The sequence below is a fragment of the uncultured Roseobacter sp. genome (genome assembly GCF_947493125.1).
In the GTDB taxonomy this organism is placed as follows: Bacteria; Pseudomonadota; Alphaproteobacteria; order Rhodobacterales; family Rhodobacteraceae; genus Roseobacter.
In genome coordinates this window covers 1-21,716 of record NZ_CANLQB010000018.1, presented here as the reverse complement: position 1 = coordinate 21,716, position 21,716 = coordinate 1, and the positions used below count along the sequence as shown (strand labels likewise).

13 protein-coding genes and 5 pseudogenes are annotated in these 21,716 nt (G+C 58.1%); 10 read left to right on the top strand and 8 right to left on the bottom strand.

Translation table 11 applies throughout. The features are described from left to right. The first annotated feature begins 8 nt into the window (after positions 1-8). Positions 9-2,501 carry an FAD-dependent oxidoreductase gene (locus Q1A71_RS23220; protein ID WP_299682631.1) on the top strand — a complete coding sequence of 831 codons (2,493 nt, stop codon included), beginning with the start codon at positions 9-11 and terminating at the stop codon, positions 2,499-2,501. Positions 2,502-2,687: 186 nt separating this feature from the next. Here the strand turns inward: Q1A71_RS23220 and Q1A71_RS23215 are convergent. Together Q1A71_RS23215 and Q1A71_RS23210 are read right to left on the bottom strand one after the other, a co-directional pair. Beyond that, positions 2,688-2,951 (bottom strand): annotated as a pseudogene (locus Q1A71_RS23215) (transposase); the annotation flags it as partial. A 1,450-nt stretch (positions 2,952-4,401) separates the two neighbouring features. Continuing rightward, positions 4,402-4,563, bottom strand: a pseudogene (locus Q1A71_RS23210) (IS3 family transposase); the annotation flags it as partial. Positions 4,564-4,705: 142 nt separating this feature from the next. Here Q1A71_RS23210 and Q1A71_RS23205 point away from each other — a divergent pair. Beyond that, entirely contained in the window at positions 4,706-5,680 is a 975-nt protein-coding gene (locus Q1A71_RS23205; RefSeq protein WP_299682628.1) for a LysR family transcriptional regulator, read from the top strand. Positions 5,681-5,699: 19 nt separating this feature from the next. On the opposite strand, the gene Q1A71_RS23200 is transcribed toward Q1A71_RS23205, so the two are convergent. Further along, the gene (locus Q1A71_RS23200; protein ID WP_299682625.1) at positions 5,700-7,223 is read right to left on the bottom strand and encodes a trimethylamine methyltransferase family protein; all 1,524 of its coding nucleotides are present in this window, start codon (positions 7,221-7,223) and stop codon (positions 5,700-5,702) included. Positions 7,224-7,407: 184 nt separating this feature from the next. Between Q1A71_RS23200 and Q1A71_RS23195 the strand changes: the two genes are divergently transcribed. Then, a complete protein-coding gene (locus tag Q1A71_RS23195; RefSeq protein ID WP_299682622.1) occupies positions 7,408-9,843 on the top strand; it encodes an FAD-dependent oxidoreductase in 2,436 nt (811 codons plus the stop codon). Positions 9,844-10,505: 662 nt separating this feature from the next. On the opposite strand, the gene Q1A71_RS23190 is transcribed toward Q1A71_RS23195, so the two are convergent. From Q1A71_RS23190 to Q1A71_RS23175, 5 genes and pseudogenes are all read right to left on the bottom strand, one after another. Beyond that, positions 10,506-10,640 (bottom strand): transposase, encoded by a 135-nt coding sequence (locus Q1A71_RS23190; RefSeq protein ID WP_299682619.1) that lies wholly within the window; start codon positions 10,638-10,640, stop codon positions 10,506-10,508. Positions 10,641-10,686: 46 nt separating this feature from the next. Then, a pseudogene (locus Q1A71_RS23185) lies at positions 10,687-10,867 on the bottom strand (transposase); the annotation flags it as partial. A 238-nt stretch (positions 10,868-11,105) separates the two neighbouring features. Continuing rightward, positions 11,106-11,539, bottom strand: a pseudogene (locus Q1A71_RS23750) (transposase). A gap of 62 nt (positions 11,540-11,601) precedes the next feature. Beyond that, a pseudogene (locus Q1A71_RS23745) lies at positions 11,602-12,030 on the bottom strand (transposase); the annotation flags it as partial. Positions 12,031-12,109: 79 nt separating this feature from the next. Continuing rightward, positions 12,110-13,048 carry a LysR family transcriptional regulator gene (locus Q1A71_RS23175; protein WP_299682616.1) on the bottom strand — a complete coding sequence of 313 codons (939 nt, stop codon included), beginning with the start codon at positions 13,046-13,048 and terminating at the stop codon, positions 12,110-12,112. Positions 13,049-13,144: 96 nt separating this feature from the next. On the opposite strand from Q1A71_RS23175, the gene Q1A71_RS23170 reads away from it, so the two are divergent. The 7 genes from Q1A71_RS23170 to Q1A71_RS23140 all read left to right on the top strand — a co-directional run bounded on the left by Q1A71_RS23170 (position 13,145) and on the right by Q1A71_RS23140 (position 21,565). Continuing rightward, on the top strand, positions 13,145-14,197 hold the full coding sequence (locus Q1A71_RS23170) for a glycine betaine ABC transporter substrate-binding protein (RefSeq protein ID WP_299682613.1): 1,053 nt from the start codon (positions 13,145-13,147) through the stop codon (positions 14,195-14,197). 63 nt (positions 14,198-14,260) lie between these two features. Beyond that, a complete protein-coding gene (locus Q1A71_RS23165) occupies positions 14,261-15,298 on the top strand; it encodes a glycine betaine/L-proline ABC transporter ATP-binding protein (RefSeq protein ID WP_299682610.1) in 1,038 nt (345 codons plus the stop codon). Then, positions 15,291-16,877, top strand: coding sequence for an ABC transporter permease subunit (locus Q1A71_RS23160; protein ID WP_299682608.1), 1,587 nt, complete (start codon positions 15,291-15,293; stop codon positions 16,875-16,877). The genes Q1A71_RS23165 and Q1A71_RS23160 overlap by 8 nt, the downstream gene beginning before the upstream one ends. 51 nt (positions 16,878-16,928) lie before the next feature. Further along, positions 16,929-17,918, top strand: coding sequence for an arginase family protein (locus tag Q1A71_RS23155; protein ID WP_299682606.1), 990 nt, complete (start codon positions 16,929-16,931; stop codon positions 17,916-17,918). Beyond that, positions 17,915-18,877 carry an agmatinase gene (locus tag Q1A71_RS23150; RefSeq protein WP_299682604.1) on the top strand — a complete coding sequence of 321 codons (963 nt, stop codon included), beginning with the start codon at positions 17,915-17,917 and terminating at the stop codon, positions 18,875-18,877. Before Q1A71_RS23155 ends, Q1A71_RS23150 begins: the two co-directional genes overlap by 4 nt. Before the next feature lie 115 nt (positions 18,878-18,992). Next, positions 18,993-21,419 (top strand): FAD-dependent oxidoreductase, encoded by a 2,427-nt coding sequence (locus Q1A71_RS23145; protein WP_299682602.1) that lies wholly within the window; start codon positions 18,993-18,995, stop codon positions 21,417-21,419. Continuing rightward, positions 21,416-21,565 (top strand): hypothetical protein, encoded by a 150-nt coding sequence (locus Q1A71_RS23140; protein ID WP_299682600.1) that lies wholly within the window; start codon positions 21,416-21,418, stop codon positions 21,563-21,565. Before Q1A71_RS23145 ends, Q1A71_RS23140 begins: the two co-directional genes overlap by 4 nt. The last annotated feature ends 151 nt before the right edge of the window (positions 21,566-21,716 follow it).

Below are 21,716 nucleotides of genomic sequence, written 5' to 3'. Positions count from 1 at the left end.
TCTGAGCCATGAAAACCCAAGTCAAAGCCCTTGTCGTCGGCGGTGGCGCAGTCGGCACTTCGATTGCTTATCATTTGGCAAAGGCAGGCTGGGACGACGTCATGCTCTTGGAGCGGGACGAGTTGACCTCGGGCTCGACCTGGCACGCGGCGGGCCTGCTGCCCTACTTCAACATGTCCTACGCGACGACCCACATCCACGACTATTCGATCCGTTTTTACAAGACCCTCGAAGAAGAGACCGGTCTCAACGCGGGCTTTGCAGTGGTCGGCAACCTGCGTATGGCGCAGACGCAGGCGCGGATGGATGAGTACATGCTCTACGCCTCCACGGCCGAGACTTGCGGTGTGCCCTATCAGTGGATGACGCCCGATGAGATCAAGGCGAAATGGCCGCTCATTCGCACTGACGATCTAAAGGGCGCGCTTTATCACAACACTGATGGCTACATTAACCCCGCCGATGTGACCATGGCGATGGCCAAGGGTGCGCGGCAGCGCGGCGTGATGATCGAACGCAAGTGGCAGGCGGATGCGTTCCATTGGACGGGCACGCATTGGGAAGTCACGGCCACCAAGATGGGTGAAAAGGGCGGTAACCTCGTACCAACCGACGAGCAAATCGTGATCACTGCGGAGCATGTGGTCACCGCTTCGGGCAACCACGCGCAGCGTACGGCGCAGATGCTGGGCATCAAGATCCCCGCGATCCCGGTGGAGCACCAGTTTATCGTTATGGATCAGGATCCTGAGTTGGTGAAGTTCCGCAGTGAAGGTAATGTGGAACACCCTGTTGTGCGGGATGCGGATGCGCAATCCTATGTGCGCGAAGAGCGTGGCGGCTGGATCCTCGGGGTCTATGAAAAACACGCGCCCGCGCGGTTTGAGTATGGCGTGCCGGACAGCTTCCGCGCGGACCTCTTCCAGCTCGATCTCGAGCGCATCGAAGATCAATACATGGCCATGAACCACCGCATCCCGTCCTGCGAAGACTGCGGGCTGAAGGACGACTTCAACGGACCCATTTGCTACACGCCAGATGGCAACCCGCTGGTGGGGCTTGCGCCGGGGCTGACCAATATGTGGCTGGCCGAGGGCTTCTCTTTCGGGATCACCGCGGCAGGGGGCACGGGGTACTACCTCGCCCAGATGATGGTCGAGGGTGAGGCCGAGATCGATATGGCCTCGCTCGACCCCAAGAGATACGGGTCATGGATGACGACGGAGTATGCCGCGCGGAAGAATGAGGAGGCCTACGAGCACGTCTATATCCTGCACCACCCGGATGAGGAGCGCCCGGCCTGCCGCCCGCTGCGGACCTCGCCTGCCTATGACCGGCAGGCTGCGCGGGGCGCGCAGTTCGGGCAGGTCAATGGATGGGAGCGCCCGAATTACTTTGCGCCAGAAGGGTTTAGCGACCATAACGCGCGTTCGTTCCGGCGCGGGGGGTGGTGGCAATATGCGGTGGATGAAGCCAAGGCGATCCGGGAGGGTGTGGGGCTGATCGATGCCACCGCCTTTACCAAACACCGGATTAGCGGGCCGGGGGCAACGGCCTTTCTGGACTGGTTCACCACCAACAAGCTGCCGAAAGTGGGGCGGATCAACCTCACCTATGCGCTGACCGCCGCAGGCACCACGCGGACGGAGTACACCATCGTGCGGCTGGCGGAGGATGACTACTACCTCGTCTCTGCGGGCGCCTGGCACGCCTATGACCAGGATTACCTCTGCAAGGCGATCATGGAGAAGGAGCCAGAGTTCGGGCGGATCAACGAACAAGACGTGACCACGCAGTGGGGTGTCTTTGCCATTGCCGGGCCGAAATCACGGGACCTGCTGAACGCGCTCGTGAAGGATGCGGATCCAGCGACGGTCCTGTCGAATAAGCGTTTCCCGTGGCTTTCCTATCGTGACATAGAGCTGGGCATGTGCCCGGTGCGGGCGATCCGCGTTGCCTATACCGGCGAGCTGGGCTGGGAGCTGCACCACCCGATCGAGATGCAGAATTACCTCTTCGATCAGCTTGAAAAGGCGGGAGAAAAGCACGGCATGAAGCTGGTCGGTGCCCGGGCGCAGAACTGGCTGCGGCAGGAGAAGAGCTATCGCGCCTTTGGCACTGAACTGGGCCGCGACGCGACACCGCTGGAGGCCGACCTGCCGCGCTTCGTCGACCTGAACAAGGACTTCCACGGCAAAGCCAAGCTCGAAGAGATCGGCGTGCGCTCAAAGTGTGTGACGTTGCTCATGGACGGACCGGAAGACGCCGACCCTTGGGGGCGCGAGGCGCTCTACAATGGCGACAGGCGGGTGGGGCGCCTGACCTCCGGCGGCTATTCGGTAGCCTTCGGCAAGAGTATCGGGATGGGTTATGTCACCCCCGATCTGGCGGTGCCGGGCACGAAGCTGCAGGTGAAGATGTTCGACCGGCTGTGGCCTGCCGAGGTGGTTGAGGACAGCCCCTATGATCCGACCAACGCGCGCATTCGCGTGGACGGTTAACACAGCGCGCGCAATAGCAGATATCGCTCCGGGGTTCCGACCAGATTTTTTGTATCTATTTCAAAGATCTGGGCGAAAACCCATGTCGGTATCACGTCGGTGCGGACGGCGGTATTGCTCTGATCTGTGACAATCAGCTGCGGTTTCAATATGGGGCTTGACGTGATCAGCCGCCCCGGCCGGCGGGTATGCGAGGTTGAGATGCACCTCTTCGCACAGCCGACGCTCGGATCGGATGCCGAAACAGTAGCCCACCAACAGCATCCGAATGAGCAGCTCAGGATTGATCGAGGGGCGACCGGTATGGCTGTAGAACTCCGCCAGATGAGCGCGAATGCTTCCCAGGTCGACGAACCTGTCAATTGACCGCAGCAGGCGGTCTTGCGGGACATGGTCCTCCAGCGAGAACTCGTAAAACAACGTCGTCTGCGCCTCTTGCCTCGGTCTCATCGTCGCAAATCCCTCCCTACAGCACGAATTGAATCAGCGACTTACCCTTCGATCAAGCGCGAGTTTTTCAACGAAATGGGCGGAAACGGGTCATTCGCTGCACCTGCTTTTCTCGAGGGGCGTCAAAAGAGAACTGGACTTTTGAGGATCGGTTCCGAGGCTTGACCATCAGCCTACGGCCGATCAGTTTCCTCTTGAATTGGTCCCATTCGTTAGTTCGAAGCTTACCAGCCTGGAGAGTCGTCAATCCCCTTTACCGCAACATGTAGCTCTGGGCGTGAAGCCATTATCTCCCTCGCCATCGTTTCCGAGTGATCAACCACATCCGCCAGCAATATCCATTCATTAATATTGGGGTGTCGCCATCGTTTCGAGCTAGCTTGGCAAATCAGAAGACACCAGGTGCGGCAATTGTCATGCCGAAGACATTGAACGACTAGCTGGTCGCTGAGAGCATGCTTTAGTAAGCGAGCGCTCCATGCCTCTCTACTTAGTCCAACTGTTGCGTAGCCCGGCATGGATCGTGGGTGCAAACGAATGTCTGTACGGTTCTCGCCGACCACGACAGTTTCTTGTGGGAAATCAAAGAGCCTTGATCTGCTTTGCGCAACCAGAAAGCTATAAATCGCCGCAGCTCAGTTTCCTGATCCAGCAGCCGTAGCGCATTGACTGGCGAGTCTTCAGCATGCAAAAAGTCGTGTTCGAAAGTGTCGAGTTTCGTCATCATGGCCGTGAAAAGCGATTTATGGTCGAAAGGTATGAATGCGCCATCTCGGTCCAGGGCTTGGTACGCGGCAACCGGATGGGCGGTCATGTCGCGTATTTGCGCGGCGATCTCGTCAGCCATCTGACGTAAGCGATCCGGCATTTGGCCAAGTTCAGGTTGTTCGGCTAGTTCATGGATGGCAGCCAGTGTTTCCGGTAGCCTTGAGTTCAGAAGCGCCTCAAGGAGGAAGGATCGAGCGTCCTGAGCATTGTCACGTAGGTCTGGCTTATAGGTGCCCTCGTGCTCGATATCCTCCTCTCTCCGAACGGCTTGGTAGGCACGCAGTACTAGGTCTTTCACAAGAGGGACACGGCGATCTTCCGGTATTTCGGTCAAGTCAGGCACCCGTCCAAAGTGACGGTCACCAAAGACCGATGCGAATACATCAATAGCGTTTTGACGGCTTTCCGCACTATTTAGATCTTCGGTTTTTAGCAAAAGCTGTCGGCAACCTGCCTCTGCATCAAGTGCTGTGAGAAGCGACAGTGCGCAGCCCGTCGAAAGGCCTTCGTCCCTAAGTGTTTCTTCTATTGCATCCTTTGCCTGCTCACCATGCTCTGCCCCGGCCTCCTCCTCAATGATACGGATTGCATACTCTAGAGCATTCCTCGCGCCTGCGTGCTGAGCCGAAAGCTGTACGCTCCCGGCAGCTAGCAGCACGATCCGACCGCCCATGTGTTCTAGCCAACCAGCTTTGCGATCTTCCTGCCATTTCAGCATCGCGTTGCTGGTCAGCTCAGTGGCGTTGTCTGAGACCACCATACAGGGATAGCTTTTGGCAAAACGGTCGAGACCAACACCATGATCCCTTCCAAATGTGTCAATTTTGTCCAACACATATCGTCTCGCGCAAAGCGGGGTTGCCGAGTGCTGAGCCCATCTCATGAAAGAGAAAAGTACCAAAAGAGCTGTACCTAAGTTTGACAAGATCGAAGTATAAGTCCTAACTTCCGACGGAATTCGGCAATCTGTTTTTGGGGAAGGGTCCTTGCCGCGACCGACTGTCAAAAGAGAGCTTAGTCTCAGATGGCTGGATCTGTTTCAGATCTGTGCACAGAAAGGATCGCTGCAGGCGGCGGCCAAGGAAACGGGCCTAACGGTCAGCACGGTTTCGCATCACCTGCGCAGCCTCGAAGATCATCTCGGGGTCGAGCTGTTCAATCACACACGACGCCCCATGGTATTGACGCCGAAGGGGCGCGTGTTCTTGCGCAGCATCGATGAAGCACTTTTCATGATCCGCAAGGCAAAGGCTGAAGCCTCGGCGGGGACGTTGGCAGAAGCCAGTCTGTTACGCATTGGCACGATTGAAGACTTTGACAGCGATATCACTCCGGAGATTGCTGTTTATCTCTCTCAGAATATGCCCGGGTGCCATTTTACGTACCAGACAGACTCAAGCCATACGATCATTGACATGTTGCGCAACCGGCACCTTGATCTTGGCATTGCGTCTGCACCGCACGAACATTTTCGGGATCTTCAGGACCGTCTCATTTTGAGTGACCCATTTGTCATCGTCCTCCCGCGCGTGACACAGCGACCCCTGTCGGATATTGTCAAAGGACAGGGTGACCTACCGTTTCTCAGGTTTTCAAGCGACCTTCTTATTGCGAAGCAGATTGAGTCCCAGATGCGCCGTGTTGGCCTTTCACCGACATCGAGCTTCGAATGCAGCAACAACCAGACTCTCATGGCAATGGTGGCCGCGGGGGCAGGCTGGACGATCACAACGCCTTTGCTGTTCGCCCGGGCAAAGAGATTTCAGTCGAAACTCGCAATGCACAAGTTCCCGGGCAAAAGCTTCTCGCGCACCCTGTCGATCATTGCGACGCCTGATTGTTCAAGGTCCGTGCTGGACTTGGTTGATGCAAAGTTGCGCGCGCTCATCTCGAAGTACGCGATTTCAGATCAGACCCGAAACAATCCTTGGCTCGCTGACAGTTTCAAGCTGATCGGATGAACCGTTTCCATGTAAAGCCTCACGCATGCAGGATATTGAATCGCCTGCGGATCTCATTTTCCTGTTCTGCCGTCAGATATCGCGGATTGTGATCCTTCAGAATGTCCTTGGCGCGTTGGCGCGCACGACCCCAGGCATCCTGAGCGCCTTGCTGCTCCCAGGTGCGCGGGTCGTCTCGGTCAGCGAGTGACGGATAGAAATAGTCCCGCTCCATCGCCGCATAGGTGTGTTGCCCGCCAAGGAAATGACCTTCACCGAGCACCGCCGCGCAAATTGCGTCAAAGCCCAGGTTCTCATCCGTAACCTCGATGCCGCGCAGGGCACGATACGTGTTCGAATGCATTTCATCGTCGAGCACGAAGGCCTCGCAACTGACGCCCAGCAGGGATGCCGTCATCCCCGAGCTTTCATAAATCAGGTTCCCCCCCGCGAGCCCGGCGGTCATCGAGGTGATGCCCTTTTCCATCCCGTATTGCGCATCGATTGCCTTGGCATCCGTCATCGAACAGGCCACGCCCGATGGAAGGCCAAGCCAGTTGGAAAGCTGTGCCGATGCAGCGTTGAGCACCGCCGTCTCGCCGCTTCCACCCGAAAAAGCGCCCGTGCGAAGGTCAATCACCAGCGGCCAATTAGAGAACACCATCGGAAAACCCGGCTGAATGGCATGCACCATCAGCAGGCTGGCCAGTGTTTCGGCGAGGGATTGCGCCAGAAAGCCCGCCAACGTGGCTGGGGCTGTCGCGCCTGCTTGAGCCGCTGTGATGCAAGAGATGGGGATATTGTGGCCGATACACTCATAGACGACATCCACCGCATCCTCGCCATAACGCATAGGCGAAATCATGGGGCTGATATGCGCTTTCATAAACGGACGCTTGGCAAATTCGCCGAGACCTCCTGCGGCGATATCCAGCATCTCTACAATTGGTGCCACGTATTCTGCCAGCGTGAATGACGTCGCGATGGGCTTCGTGGTGTTCTTCAACAAAGCGAAGACGGTGTTGACGTCCAGATCGTAGGTGTCCGGCACGTCGGTAGCGACACAGCAGCGCGTGTACCAGCTTACATTCGCGAGCGTGTCTTGCAGGCGCGTCAGATTGTGCAGGTCTTCTAGGGTCGAGGGTCGGTATACGCCGGTTTCCATATCCAGCATTTGTACAGCGGCGCCGCCCGTGCCGAAGTAAACCGTGTTGCCGCCAACTTCGATCGACCGCTCCGGGTCACGACCGTGAAGAACAAAGGTCTTTGCGGCTTGGTCAATGGCTTCCTCAACCAGAGCAGGTGGAAACTGGATGCGTCTTTTGCCGTTGTCGGTTGCACCAATGGCCAGGAAGTCCTTTTGCAGGCGTTCAGGCACGTCGCCCACGCCAAGTCTTTCCAGAAGGTCGAGAGCCGTGTCGTAAATGCGGCGAAGATCGTCATCGCTCAGCGGTTTGTAGACGCCGCCGATCTGGCCCGGCGGACATGGATCAACCGTGGGCTTCGCAGCACGTTGCGCCAGCCGTTCGCGGCGACCGCCCCTTCTCCCACGCGCACCCGCCATCACACCACCTCTTTGCAATGTGCCCAGATTTCAAAGGATTCAGCCACCAGATCACAATGGTAATCTAGCATATTCATAATTTTTCAAAGTAAACATTTGAGGTTTTCTGAGTATTTGCGGAGACATTGCAAAGACAGGTCAAAGCACGCCCTTCTTCGACCACGGAAACAAAGGAATCGCGCACATGAAGTCCCGCACACAGGTCGTCATCATCGGCGGCGGTATCGCTGGCTGCTCCACGCTCTATCATCTGACACAGGAAGGTTGGAGCGATGTTGTACTGGTCGAGCGGAACGAACTGACAAGCGGAACAACCTGGCACTCCGCAGCGCAGGTAACCAACTTTGGCATGAACCAAACGATGGTCGGGCTGAAAACACACTCGATCAATCTTTACAAAGAGCTCGCTGAAAACCCGGACTACCCGATCAACTATCACCACGCTGACGGGGGTATCCGGCTCGCCAATACCGAGGCGCAGATGCAAGGATACCGTCACTTTGCTTCAATGGCGCGGGGCATGGATGTGCACTTCGAGGTGATCGATGCGGAAGAGTGCGCGCGACGTCATCCTCTGATTTCAACCACGAACCTGCTCGGCGGGCTTTGGGATCCACTGGATGGTGATATCGATCCGGCTCAGCTGTGTCAGGCCCTCGCGTTTCACGCGCGCAAAGCGGGGGCCGAGGTCTACCGCAACACACCTGTGACAGCCCTGACCCAGCACAAGGACGATACCTGGACCGTCCACACCGAACACGGCGACATCGACTGCGATATTGTGGTCAACGCCTGCGGTTATCGGGTGAATGAAGTGGGTGCGATGATGGGCGTTCAGCACCCGGTCGCCTCGATGGAACACCAGTATTTCCTCACGGAAGATATCCCTGCCATCGCCGAATCTGGCCGCCGGATACCGCTCTTGCGATGTCCGATTTCGGACTACTATAGCCGTCAGGAAAAAAGTGGCCTGCTCGTCGGCTTCTACGAGCAAGACTGTCGCCCCTGGGGCATGGACGGGATTGATCCGAACTTCGTCAACGCGCTCTGTCCGGACGATTTGGACCGCGTCATGGATGTGTTGGCGGGTGCGTTCGAACGGATGCCTGCGCTGGAAGAAACCGGGATCCGCTCTATTGTGAATGGCCCTATCACCTATACCATCGACGGCGCACCGCTCGTCGGCCCGATCCCCGGCAAGCGCAACGCCTTTTGCATCATCGGCCTGAGGGCGGGGCTGGGCGAGGGCGGTGGTCACGGCTGGCTTCTGGCCCAGCAGATCGTGCACGGCGAAGCCTGCTATGACACCTGGTGCCTTGACCCGCGCCGTTTCACCGGCCACGCCAATGTCGAACTGACGTCGCTCAAGGCCATTGAGGACTATCAGAACGAATTCCGGTTCCATTTCCCGCACGAGCATCGCCCTGCGGGCCGCCATGCCAAAACCACACCACTCACACCAGTCCTTGCAGCCGAGGGTGCCGAGTTCACGGTCGTGAACGGCTGGGAGCGGGTGGAGTACGTCAAACCAACCCCGGACTTTCATCCGACCCTGAGTTTTAACTTCGACGAGGCCTTTGATGTCGTCGCCGCAGAGGTCAAGAATGTGCAGCGACATGTCGGCTTGTGTGAGGTTAATGGCTTCAACCGGTTCGAGATCACCGGTACAGACCGTCATGCATTCCTTGACCGCATGTTCTGCGGCAACGTCACGAAACGTGCGGGTCGCGTGGGTCTAGGATACCTTTTGAACCACCATGGTATGGTCAAAGGTGAGGCCACCGTAGCCAACATCCCGGCAAGCGATCGCGGTCCTAACCGCGTTTGGTACGGCTCAGCGGCAGCCAGCGAGTACCACGACATGGACTGGCTCACGCAACACCTTGGCGACGACGAAGACGTGCAAATCCGAAGCTTTACAAACGATCAAACGATCCTGGTTCTGGCTGGACCCAAGTCACGCGACGTCCTGTCGGCCTGCGCGCGGGGCGACTGGTCGAGTGGGGCGTTCCCGTGGCTTTCGGTTCGGGAGTGCTTCATCGGATATGCACCCGCGACCGTGATGAGTGTCAGTTTTTCCGGTGAGTTGGCCTATGAGATCCATGTGCCGAACGCGTCACTTTACGCCGCCTATCTTTCCCTGCGTGAGGCTGGCGAAGCGCACGGTCTGAAACTCTTTGGTGCGCGTGCAGTGGACTCCATGCGCATGGAGAAGGGGTTCCTGCATTGGAAGGCGGATTTGCTGACGGAATTTGACCCCTTCGAGACTGCTGTGGATCGTTTCGTGAAACTGGAGAAGGGCGAGTTTATCGGCAAGGCCGCCCTGCAAAAGCGGCATACTGCTGGCCCGGCCAAGAAACTCGTAACCTTGAAGATCAATACGACCCACGCCCCCGCACATGGCGGCGCATCGCTTATGGAGGGGAGCAAGGTCGTCGGCACAATCACATCAGGTGATTGGGGCCACCGCGTTGGCATGAACCTCGCCTATGCTTTTGTGGAGCCCGCTTTCGCCGATGTCGGCAAAACACTCCTACTGGACATGTGCGGCGATCTTGTTGCGGCTGAGGTCATTGAACCGTCGCCCTATGACCCCGCCTTTGAATTACTGCGTGCTTAAGGCCGCCTATACCGAGGATGAACCGCCGCCCCTCGGCATTTCGTGGCCGTCGCAACGGTCGCAAACTGCACAATCCGGACCGTTGGACCCAAAGTCTGAATGACCGCTTCGCTAATCGGGCGTTTGGGTCAAGTTCGTTTCATCATTTCGTTTCCATTGTTTGGGATCAAGTCTCTCATCCGGGTCAAGCTTCTCTTCGCAGTCAATGTTGGTCCGGTCCGGTTCTGTCGGACCGCTGCATGCATGTGTCGGATCCGTCGCGGAGCGCCCGGCTTAGTCTCGCGCTTCAAGTGGTGCAGCAGCCGTTTTCGGCGTCATCTCTCACCCGGCAGTGCATGTTTGCATGGACGAGAGGGCACAGACCTCATCCGGTGAGGGACGATCGCGTCATTGATCTTTGGGGGTTCATTTCATGCAACATCCTTCAAAGGTCTTTGACAGAACTCGGTATTGTCTGCCCACATGCGGTGCATGACGACAACAAGCTTTCAAGCGACGGTGACGACCGCACGCCGTCGGCCTTTGTGTCGCAACAAACGCAGGCCCCGGGACTTGATCTCGGAACTGGCGACGGATCGCATCATCATGGCGTTCGCTGCTGCGTAGAGCGCGGATCGAACATCGGCATCGCCTGCCTTCGGGATACGGCCGGGGTTATCCATCTATCCTGACTGGTAGCGCCCGGGTGTCAGGCCAAAGTACCCGGCGACTGTTCTTGAACTGGTGAAGCGTCTGGGATCATCCACTGCCGTCTTGTAGGTCAGGGCCCCGATTGGCCCCACGCCGGGGATCGCCATGAATCTTGGGCAGGTTTCATCAAGGCTGGCGGCGCGCTTTTTATGTGAGGTTCAAATGCACCTCTTCACACAGACGCCGTTCCGACCGGATGCCAAAGCAATAGCCAAACAAGCAGCATGCGGATCAGCAGTTCGGAATGGACGGATGGGCGGCCAGTATGGCTGTAGAACTCCGCCAAATAGGCGCGGATGCTGCTCAGATCAACAAAGCTATCAATTGCGGAAAGCTCCTGCATAGCAAGACGTTTTTTGAGGCTGATTGGCAATTGTCAGAAGCAGACGTGTGTTCGGCCTGTTTGCGCGGCGCACGCGGCCGCTGGCCCTGATGGTTTCCGCAGGCCAAGTCCCATACGGGTTTTTCGGACAAACAGGTGTCCCTGACATTCGACGGGGTGTCTTGGCTGGCGGGTTGACTGTGCTCCATCATCTCAATGGTCTTGCGTCTCTGTGTTCTATTTCTTTGGTTCAAGCGTAGTCTGGGCGGTAGTATTCATTCTTGGTCAACACAGCCCATATGCTCCTTGCCGTCTTATTGGCCATTGCAACGGTAGCCAGTCGGATTGGTTTGCGCTCGAGCAATCCAATTGCCCACGGATCGAGTCGGTCTAGGTTGACCTTCATCTGCCTTAGTCGTCCGATCATACCCGTGACGAGTAGTCGCCTCAGGTAGTGATCGCCCATCTTTGAGATAGGTCCCAGTCGCTCCTTGCCGCCGCTAGATCGATTGAGTGGCGTCAACCGAGCCACGCCGCCAATTCGCGACCATTTCTGAACTGCTGCGCATCTCCAATAGTCGCTGCGATCGCTGACGCTGTGACTGGGTCGACGCCCGGTATTGTTCGAAGTAGTGCCACGCGCGAGTCCTGTTTTGCCTGAAATCGCTGCGCATCTCGTACCATCGGACCCGCAGATGGAGTGCAAAGATCTGTTTGCTGAGGTTGGCCAGTACGTCGACCGCGACCTCGGGAATTGCAGGACGGTCGCCGTCCAACACGCTCTTGGCGAACTTCACCGCGCTTCCAATACCTTGGGAGATCACAATGCGGAACTCGGCCAACAGACCGCGCAGCATGTTGCCGAGTTGAGTGCGTTGGCGAACGATCAGATCCCGCGCACGGTGCAAAAAGAGAACTCCCTGCTGCTCTTCCGACTGGATCGCGACAAACCGCATCGTGGGGCGGGTCACTGCCTCGCAGATCGCCTCAGCATCGGCAGCATCGGATTTGCCGCGTTTGACATAGGGCCTAGCATAGTTGGCGGGTATCAAACGAACATTGTGGCCCAGGGCAGAAATTTGGCGTGCCCAATGATGGCTGGAGCCGCACGCCTCCATGCCAACAAGGCAAGGCCGAAGACGCTTGAAGAAAGCCAAAAGTTGCGCGCGCCGGATCGAAAGACTGCTTCGAGGCCCATACCCCTTGACGCCGACAATGTCCGGAACTTACGAAAGGTCTTCGTTAGATCGAAAATCAGCTCTTAGGTCTTGCGACCCTGAGTGCGCGAGCCTCCGGTTTTTGGAAGTAGGTTTGCAACTCTGTGACAAACATTTTTACAAGTCGGCGTGGATTGTCAGGAAGATGGCCTAGAACAATTTTCAATGGGTCGACGGGCGGTTGCAGCGGCACCGCTGCTACTTTGTCGCCCGCATAGGTGACGTCATTCGCGGTCAACATGTGCAGCAGCGAGCACCCGATCCCATTCCCGACCAGGCTGCGCACCATTTCGAGGGAGTTTGCTGTCGCGACGATGCGCGGTTTGATGCCGGCTTGGTCAAATTGACTGGCGTAGTATTCGCTGACCACGGGAAGATCGAGCAACACGATGTTCTGACCCGCGAAATCCTGCATGGAGATGCTCGGACGGCCGGCAAACGGATGGGATGCTGGCACCAGCGCGTAACCCGGAACCTCCAGCAATGTTTCATAAGCGATTCCAGTCTTCATTGCCTTGGCGAAACAAACAATTACGTCGTAGGCACCGGAAACGAGCCCATCCTGCGCGCTCTGGTTGTCACACTCAAAGAATTTGACCGAGACCTCGTGATTGCCTTGCAGGATTTGTTCAACGATCTCGGGCATGAATGCGGGCGCTGCGGGCGCATAGTACCCAATACGTAAGGTGCCCGTCAGCCGCGTGCGCATGTCGCCGCCGTCCTGCAGAAGGCTCTCGTATTCGTCCAGCAGGTTCTGGATCTTCGGTATCATCTGATGTCCGGTCGCGGTCAGAGAATTGCCTTTTGACCGGCTGCGGATGGTCAACTGCAGACCAAAGGCCGCCTCAACCTGGTTGATTGCGGTATGGACCGCAGACGGAACCACATTCACAACCTTTGCGGCCTCGGTGATGCTTCCCTCGCGGATCGCCACCACAAAATACCGAAGGGCCTTGAGAGAAATGTCGCTGTTCATCACACGCCACTAAATCTGATTTTCAGAATATACTATTCCATTAATTCTGCTTCATGAAAGTCTGTTTCTCGCGGATACTGGATCAAAAACCAACAAATGAATGGCTATACACCTGCGGACAATGAGCTAATCTACCGCAAGCATCGCTCGAAAAAAGGACGGGGAAACTGTCTTTGGAGCTTCAACAAGGAGAGAAGAATGCAAAAAATCAAAATCAGCGCCGTGAGCTCGGCAATGCTGTTGGCTGCCCCGGCAATGGCGGCAGACATCGTCATTGGTGTGCCAAACTGGGCTTCGGTCAACGCCACGGCCCATGTGCTCGAGGTTGTCATCGAAGAAAACCTTGGCCTTGACGTGGAGCTGCAGAACGGAACGAACCCGATCGTTTTTGAAGCGATGGACAAAGGCTCCATGCACGCACACCCGGAAGTGTGGATGCCAAACCAGCAGAACCTGCACGACACCTACGTGAAGGACAATGGCACCGTCGTGATGAACACGAACCCGGTTCAGGCTGAGCAGGGTATGTGCGTGCCAGCCGCAATCGCGGAAGAGTACGACATCAAATCCATCGATGATCTGAGCGATCCCGACAAGATGGCGATCTTTGACACCGACGGCAACGGCACGCCCGAAGTCTGGATCGGCGCCCCCGGCTGGGCCTCGACCGTCGTCGAAAAGATCCGCGCCAAATCCTATGGCTACGATCAGATTTTCGAGCTGACCGAATACGAGGAAACCATCGCATACGCAAACCTCGCAAACGCGGCAACGGCGGGTGAGCCATGGATCGGTTTCTGCTATAGCCCGCACTATATCTTTGTGACCCAGGATCTGTTTGTGCTTGAAGAGCCAGCACATGATCCCGCCACATGGACCATCGTACAGCCGACGGACGATCCTGACTGGTTGGAAAAGTCCGAAGCCTCCACCGCATGGAACGGTGCAACGCTTCACTTGCACTATGCCAAATCGCTAGAAGAGGACTTCCCGGAAGTTGCAGCTCTGTTCGCAAATTTCCAGATGGATGGCGAATCTCTGAGCGCAATGGGGAAAGCGCTTGCTGTTGATGGTCAGGAAGCGGCTGATTTCGCCCAGGAATGGGTTGCTGCAAACGAAGACAAGATCGTTGGCTGGCTGACCAACTAAGTCCCAAACTCTGGGCCGTCGCGAAACTACCGCGGCGGCCGCCACGCTTTGAGGGGGTGCGGGATGAGTGAAACTGTCGTCAAGGTCACCGACGTCTGGAAGATATTTGGCGCGCGTGCCGAAGAAGCGATGGCCGCTGTCAAAAGCAAGGGCATCGGAAAGCCGGAAGTCTTATCCGAATTCCAATGCGTCGTCGGCGTTCAGAACGCCAACTTTGAGGTCGCACGCGGAGAAATCTTCTGCATCATGGGGCTTTCGGGCTCGGGTAAGTCGACGCTGGTGCGCCATATCAACCGCCTGATCGAGCCGACGGCGGGCAAGATCGAAATCCTCGGGCAGGATGTCTCGACCATCAGCGAAAAAGAGCTGCGTCGTATTCGGGCCCAGCAGATCGGCATGGTTTTTCAGCACATGGCGCTGATGCCGCACAGATCTGTGCGGGACAACGTCGCTTATCCGCTCGAAATCAGGAAGGTTTCGAAATCTAAGCGCTGGGCGGTGTCGGATCATGCGCTGGGGCTGGTAGACCTAACAGGATACGAGGACCGCCTGCCGCGCGAGCTTTCGGGTGGTATGCAGCAACGTGTCGGCATCGCCCGCGCGCTGGCGTCTGATCCGGAAATCCTGTTGATGGACGAACCGTTTTCGGCGCTTGATCCGCTGATCCGGCTGCAGTTGCAGGACCAGTTCAAGGCGCTGGTGGCACAGCTGAAGAAGACCACGCTCTTTATCACCCACGACCTCGATGAAGCGATCCGCATTGGCCACCGCATCGCCATCATGAAAGATGGCGTGATCGTGCAGATCGGAACGCCGGAGCAGATCGTGATGGAGCCCGCCGACGACTATGTGCGCGAGTTCGTGCAGGGCATTTCCAAGCTGAAGCTGGTCAAGGCCCATTCCATCATGCAGCCGCTTGAGAGCCATACGGGATCACTGGACGGTGCGCTGCGGGCCGATCATAGCGCAGATCTGGATCAGTTGATCGATCTGGCGGTCCAAACTGACCAGCCGGTGGTCATAACCGAAGACGGATCCGATGTCGGCGTCGTCACCAAACCCCGCCTGCTGCGCGGTATCCAAGGGGGCAAAGATGAATGATGCAAGCGAACTGAAGGTCACCGCCGCATCCGATATCGAAGTTGATCGCGAGGCCCTGGACAATTCGATCAAAGAGTTCGCCGAGGTGAACGGCGACTACTATGTCGACACCTTCCACAAGATCCACGACAACACCGGCGCTTTACCCACGACGTTCAATCTCTGGGCCGCCGTGCTGGGCCCGCTCTGGGCCTCCAGTCGGGCGATCTGGGGCATGTTCTGGGCGTTCCTGATCCTCGAGATCATCGCTTGGGTGCAGATCGGGCGCGGCCTTTGGGGCACGCCCGGGTCTGAATTCCTTGAGCGTGCGGCGTCGCAGGCCGAGACGATGCAACGCCGCCTCGACCAGGCGGCGGCGGCGGCCGAGCAGGCCGATATCGACCGGTTCACCAAGCTTGCCGAAAACATGCAGCGCGCCATCGATACCAACATGGAACGGGTCGAACTGGCGCAGGCAGAGGCGACAGGGATCATGATCACCGGCCTGATCATGCTTTTGGTGTTCAAGATCGTTCAGGGCATGTACGCCAACACGGTCTATGAGAAACAGTATTCGCGCTGGCGCATAGACCCCGATACAACTGAAAGCGGGCGTTCTAACGGGAATGCAATCTTGGGGGCAGTGCTGATCCTCGCGATTGCACCCCTCGTGATCTACCGCTTTACCGTCAACGCCTCGATGGAATTGCTCGAGGCATTCCCTGAACAGCAGGTGTCCAATTACGTTCTGGGCGAAGGCAATGGTACGATTTTCGGTGCCGTGGCCTCCTGGATGGAGGCACGTATTGACGCAGCCGCCCTGGCAGGCGGGGACGTTTTTGATGGCATTGTGTCGGGTGTGCGCACCGTTCTTGATGGCTTGACCGTCGCCTTGAACGGATCCCCCTGGCCGGTCGTGATGCTGGTGATCGCGGTCACAGCCTGGCGGGCTGCCGGCCCACGCGTCGCGATCTTCACGGTGGCGGCCATGGCCTACACCGCGCTGCTTGGCTACTGGTCGCTGGCGATGGAAACCGTGGCGCTGGTCGGTGCGGCGGTGCTCTTGTGCGTGGTCATCGGCATCCCCTTGGGCATCTGGTTCGGCAAGTCCAAGCGCGCGTACCGGATGGCGGAGCCTGTGCTGGATCTGATGCAGACGCTGCCGGCGTTCGTCTACCTGATCCCGATCATCGCGTTTTTCGGAACGGGTAACCCACCGGGCATTCTGGCCACCATCATCTTTGGCATGCCGCCGGTGATCCGGTTGACGGCCCTTGGCATGCGCGGCGTGCCTGAAAGCATCAAGGAAGCTGCGGTGGCATTTGGTGCCTCGCGCTGGCAATTGCTGAAAGACGTGGAGATCCCGCTGGCGTTGCCGTCGATCATGACGGGTGTGAACCAGACGATCCTGATGTGCCTGTCGATGGTGGTGATCATTTCGCTCATCGGTGGTGGCGGGCTCGGTCAGGAGATCCTCGAAGCCTTGCAATTTGCGGCCAAGGGGCCGGGGCTTTTGGGGGGCTTTGCCATCCTGTTCCTCGCGATGGTCATGGACCGTATTGTTCAGGGCGCGTTCCGGCGCAAAGATCAGAAAGACTAGAACACAGACCCGAAACAAGCTCTTGTGGCCTTGCCATATTGGGACAATGCCGTGACGGATCGATATCAGACTGCCATGATGGAAAACCTCTATTGGTGGGGTGTTCCAACGCTTTTTCGCTGTCCGCATGAGCATGTCGAAGGGCAGGATATCGCGCTCGTCGGCGTGCCCCATTCGACCGGGAATGGCACAACCGAGCGCGATCAGCATCTTGGTCCGCGGGCGTTGCGGAATGTGTCCGCGGTTGGCAGACGGATGCACAGCGGGTTCAACCTCGACCCGTGGAGTGCTGCCAAGATTGCCGATATCGGGGATGTGCCCTTGCCACGCGCCAATGACAATGAAGCCTGCATTGCCGACATCACCGCGTTCTTCGGCACTGTAGATGCGGCCGGCGCACGCCCCTTTTCGGTCGGTGGCGATCATTCGATTACCGGGGGGATCCTGCAAGCCTTGGGGCGTGGTGAACTTGCACGTGAGGAGCCTGTGTGCCTCTTGCATCTCGACGCCCATACAGATGTGTTCACCAAGGTTGACCACTTCCTCGGCGCCAAGAAATCAGCGGCGCATTGGGGGGCTTACTTGGCAGACCAGGGGCGAGTCGACCCGACCCACTCCATGCAGATCGGTCTGCGCGGGCATGCACGCACGCTCGATTGGCTGCAGCCGTCCTATGACTTCGGCTACAACGTCGTCACCATGAAGGACTTTCGCCGTCGTGGTGTCAGCGATGTGGTGGCGCAGGTTAAAGAGGTCATCGGCAACCGCCCCGTCTACATCACCTTTGATCTCGATTGTCTTGATCCGACGATTGCGCCGGGTGTGTCCAACATCGAACCCGGCGAGAAGGGTTTTGATATCGATGAGGCGGTGGCCCTGTTGCATTCGGTGCGTGGCTTGAACATCATCGGCGGCGATGTCGTGTGCATGATGCCAACCAAGGACAACCCCAACCAGATCACAGCGTTGACGGCCATGGCCGTGATGTTCGAAATGATCTCCATGGCGGCGGAAAACATCGCGAAGGGCAATGCGTCATGAGCGGTGGTGATCCGTTCTTTCAACCGGTGTCCGGCATGGATCTGCCGCGTTTTGCCGGTGTGCCGACGTTCATGCGTCTCCCGGGTCTGACACCGGATGATCCGCGATATGCGGATGTGCAGATGGGGTTGATCGGTATCCCCTGGGATGGCGGCACGACCAACCGACCCGGCCCCAGGCATGGCCCCCGGCAGCTGCGCGACTATTCCACCATGATCCGCGCGATGAACCCTTTCACAGGCATCAACCCCTTTGCCCTTCAAAACTGGGCTGATCTTGGCGATGTGCCACCCAATCCGGTCGACATTCAGGACAGCCTCGACCGCGTCACGTCGTTCTATCGCGCGCTTCACGCCCAGGGCATCACGCCTATGACCGCAGGGGGCGATCACCTGATTTCCCTGCCCATCCTGCGCGCTCTGGCAAGCGACGGACCGCTCGGGCTGATCCAGTTCGACAGCCACACCGACCTGTTCGACAGTTACTTCGGCGGCCAAAAGTTCACCCACGGCACCCCCTTCCGCCGCGCGGTCGAAGAAGGGCTCGTGGATCCCAAACGCTTTGTGCAGGTCGGCATTCGCGGGACGGCCTACAACGTGGACGATATCGAATGGGGCGAGGCGCAGGGCATCCGCATTATCCGGATCGAGGAGTTCTTCGAACGCGGCATCAAAGACGTCATGACCGAGGTGCGCGAGATCGTCGGCACGGCGCCGACCTATTGCACCTGCGACATCGATTTTGTGGACCCGGCGTTTGCGCCCGGCACCGGCACGCCCGAAATCGGCGGCCCCAACAGCTTCCAGGCGCAGCAGGTCATCCGCGCGCTGCAAGGCGTCAATCTGATCGGCGCCGATCTTGTCGAGGTGTCACCGCCCTTTGATCCCGGCGGTAACACGGCTTGGCTGGGCGTATCGCTGATGTTCGAACTGATGTGTATGCTCAGCGCGAAGGCCTAGCCAAGCATCGCGCTATAATTCACAATTTCTGATGTCTGTATTCCAATTATTCTGTTTTTCGAAAGACGTGTTCTGACGGATATTTACCCCGAAACCAGAGGTTCGGAGGTGGCCGATGCAAAGCCATGCGCGGGTCGTTGTTATCGGGGGTGGCGTTGGTGGGCTGTCGGCCCTGTACCACCTGTGTCAGGAAGGCTGGACCGACGCGGTGCTGCTGGAACGCAACGAGTTGACCAGCGGCACCACATGGCATTCGGCGGCGCAGTGCCCCAGCGTGGCGTTCAACCAGCTCCTGCTGTTGCTGCGCGACTACACGATCAAGCTTTACAAGGAACTGGCCGACGACCCGGCCTATCCGATCAACTACCACCATGCCACGGGTGGGATGCGCCTGCTGACCAACCCCAAACACGTGGACGAAGTACATCACATCATATCTGTCGCCAGGGGGCTGGGCATCGACTTTGACCTTCTGGACGCAGCTGAGGCGCAGCGGCGCAATCCGCTCCTCAACATCGACGGCGTATTGGCGGCCCTGTGGGATGAACAGGACGGTGACATTGACCCCGCCCAGCTGTGTCAGGCGCTGGCGGCCCGCTCCCGAAAAATGGGCGCGACGATCCATCGAAACACGCCCGTGACAGCCCTAAAGCAACTGCCGGGCGATGAATGGCAGGTGACAACTCCTCAAGGCAAAATCACCGCCGAGCATATCGTGATTGCCGCAGGGTACAGGGCGAACGAGGTCGGGGCGCTGATGGGAGTCGAATATCCCGTCATCGCCATGGAACACATGTATTTCGTGACCGAAGACATCCCCGAGCTGGCCGAGCGCCCGACCCGGGTGCCCATGGTGCGTTGCCCGCGTCACACATTCTATATGCGGCAGGAAAAGAAAGGGCTGCTGGTCGGCATCTACGAGCACGACTGCAAGACGTTCGGAATGGACGGGATTGACCCGGATTTCGTCAATGCGCTCTGCCCCGATGATCTGGATCGTCTGCTGCCCAAGATGGACCCGATTTTTGAGCGTCTGCCCTGTCTGCAGGAGGTCGGCATCAAGTCGGTGGTCAACGGCCCCATCGCCTATGCCTCGGATGCGGGGCCACTGGTGGGCAAGCAACCGGGACTGCGCAATTGCTGGTCCATGAACGGGCTGCGCGTCGGTATCGGTGAGGGTGGCGGGTACGGCAAGATGCTGGCGCAGATGATGGTGCATGGCGAAACCGAATGGGACAGCTGGCAGCTGGACCCGCGCCGGATCACCCGCTTTGCCAATACCGAGTTCACTGCGCTGAAATCGATCGAGGATTACCAGCACGAGTTTCGCTGGCATCTGCCGCACGAACACCGCCCCGCCGGTCGCCCCGCCAAGTCATCGCCGCTCTATCCGGTGTTAAAGGCCAAAGGCGCTGAGTTCGGCGTCGTTAATGGCTGGGAGCGCACCGAGTTTTACAAGCCGAACGCGGATTTTGAACCCACCCATGGCTACACGTTCCAGAACTGGCACGACGTTGTTGGGGCCGAGGTCGAGGCGCTGCGTAAGCATGTCGGGCTGGCAGAGCTCTCCGGCTTCAACCACTATCGCATCAGCGGAACAGGTGCGCTGGACTGGCTCAACGGTTTGACCTGCTCGAAGGTGTCCACAAAACCCGGCAGGGCAAGCCTGTGTTACTTTCTGACGCCCAAAGGTAATATCGCGGGCGAGGCCACGATCGTGCCGCTGCCGGGTCGCGACATCTTCTATGGCTCTGCTGCGGCGGCAGAATACCACGATATGGACTGGCTGACCGAGCGTCTGCCCAAAGGCTCGGACATTCGCATCGAAAGCCGCACCAACACCCACACGATGATGGTGATCGCCGGCCCCAAAACCCGTGACCTGCTTGCCGCCGTTTCGCCGCGCACGCGATGGGGTCAATCCGACTTCCCATGGCTGACCACGCAGCGCGTTTTGGTCGGTCATGTCGAGGCGCTGGCCATCGCCATTAGCTATTCCGGCGAACAGGCGTTCGAACTGCACATCCCCAACACCCAGCTTTATGCAGCTTATGAGGTGTTGACCAAGGCGGGAGAGGCCTTCGGGCTGTCCCATTTCGGCATGTTTGCGATTGACTCGATGCGTCTTGAAAAGGGCTATGGCCACTGGAAGGGCGACTTCGTCACCGAATTCAATCCGGTCGAAGCTGGCCTGCATCGGTTTGTGGACATGACCAAGGAGTTTCCGGGGAAGTCCGGTCTTCAAGCTCAGGTAAACGTTGGAAACCGCAAAGAAAGGGTGGTTCTGGAGGTCCTCAGCAATAAGGCGCCAGCCCAACCAGGCGAAGGGGTATTCGCGGATGGCGCATCAATTGGATCGATCACTTCGGCGGCCTGGGGATATCGCACGGGCAAGAACCTGGCCATGGCCTATATCGATCCGAACCATTCGGAGCCCGGCACGGAGGTGGAGGTTCTCTTGATTGGTGACACGGTGCGCGCCACAGTCTGTCCACTCTGCTTGTTCGACCCTGAAAACGCCCTGCCAAGGGGTATCGCATGACCAAAACGTCTCCACGCCGCAGGCGAGCCGGGGGCCGCGCCGCGCGCGTGGCCTCGCGCCTGAATCCGGGTGATGAAGTTCCCAAATTGACAAAGCAGGAATATTTCATCAGCGTTTGGGAAAACTATCGCCTTTTTTGGCTTTGAGTGACGAACGTAGCTCATAACACACTTCGGGTAGTCGCTCTCGTGGCATCGCATGGAAATCTGCAACGCGCTGCCGACACCTGGTCCTCCGCCAGTGAAGTGGTCCTCCGCTATGTTTAGGAAAGCGGAGGAAAGACATGGCCAACAAGCG